The sequence below is a fragment of the Streptomyces sp. UNOC14_S4 genome, assembly GCF_020740835.1.
Lineage (GTDB): Bacteria > Actinomycetota > Actinomycetes > Streptomycetales > Streptomycetaceae > Streptomyces.
The window spans coordinates 1-1,312 of sequence record NZ_JAINFC010000927.1 but is presented as its reverse complement, the minus strand read 5'-3'; the positions used below and the strand labels follow the sequence as shown (position 1 = coordinate 1,312).

2 protein-coding genes are annotated in these 1,312 nt (G+C 74.0%); both read right to left on the bottom strand.

Annotation, left to right across the window (positions count from 1 at the left end):
• Positions 1 to 778, bottom strand: a 778-nt coding sequence (locus K6I34_RS37085; RefSeq protein WP_229332408.1) for a transposase, incomplete at its 3' end; no start/stop codon positions are given.
• A gap of 317 nt (positions 779 to 1,095) precedes the next feature.
• On the bottom strand, positions 1,096 to 1,312 hold a 217-nt coding region (locus K6I34_RS37080), incomplete at its 5' end, for a response regulator transcription factor (protein WP_229332407.1).

Sequence of the window (1,312 nt, the reverse complement as noted above, 5' to 3'; positions counted from 1 at the left end):
CCGCCGGGTCGTCGACGAACAGCCGTGTCCCCGGGTCGACCCGGGTGAGCAGCGGCACCCGCTCCCGCTCGAACGTGCGCAGCACGGCGTCCAGGTCCCCGACCCGGGTGTCCAGCACCACCGGCCGCCCCGGCAGCCCCCAGGTGCCCGCCGCCTCCAGGGCCACGGCGACGGCGCTGTCGTCCGGCGTGCCGTGCGGCGCGTCCTCGCTCCGGAACTCCGTGCTCCGGGACGCCTCACTCCATGACGTCGTGCTCCATGACGCCGTGCTCCGGAACGCCGTCCCGACGGCGTCCTCGGGGATCTCCGCCCGGATCCGCCGCTCGCGGTCCCGCAGCCAGCCGTCCGGCAGGTGGAGCCGCCAGTGCACCGGCGCGCTGAACCCCTCGTCGGCGAGCCACGCGCCGTAGGCGAGCTGCCCGTTCACGGACTGCCCCAGGTCGGGTACGAACTGCCGCTCCACGCCCACCGACCGGGTGCCCGTCTTCACGATCGGCAGCGAGCGGACGACCCACGCCTGCCGCCCCCGCTCCCGGGCCAGGAAGCGCGCCAGTCCGGCCCGCATCGGCCGCCAGTCCCAGGTGGAGCTGCAGATGAAGTGGTGCAGGCTCTGCGCCGCGGCGGCCCCGCCCTCCGGCCCGGCGATGTTCCGGATCGACTTGCGGCCCTCGCTCTCCAGTAGCCCCCGCAGATAGAGCTCGGCCTTGTGCCGCTGATCACTGCGGCGCAGCGTCCCGAACAGCTCGGTGAGCAGCTCCCCGGTACCGGGGGAGTCCATCGGCCCCCCTCGGCCACCTCCGGAGACCGGCAACTCACGTATCCCGCCCACGGCATGCATGGCACTCACAGCAGTTCCCCCGTTCCGTGGCCGGCGCTTGTCGGCCACCTCCCCAACAGTCGCTGCCGGGGCCCGGGCGGGACGAGGTGGCGGGAGCACACACTCCCGGGCGTGGATGGGGGCGGGGCCACCACCCCGGGGAGCCGATGAGCACCGGCCCCGGAGTCGGCCCGGGCGAGGCCACGTGAACGCCCACCCGCGGCTACGAGACCTTCACCGCCGGCTCCGAAGCGATGATCCACATCGCCTCTGCTGCCTCAGCTCACCAGGCCGGTGCGGTAGGCGTAGCGGACGGCCTGTGCGCGGTCGCGCGCACCGGTCTTCGCGAAGACGCGGTTGATGTGCGTCTTGACGGTGGCGCGGCTGAGGAAAAGGCGGTCGCCGATCTCGGCGTTGGACAGTCCCTGCGCGATCAGCGTCAGGACCTCGGCCTCACGGGCGGTCAGCCGCTCCGTCGGCGGGGCGGGGGCGTCC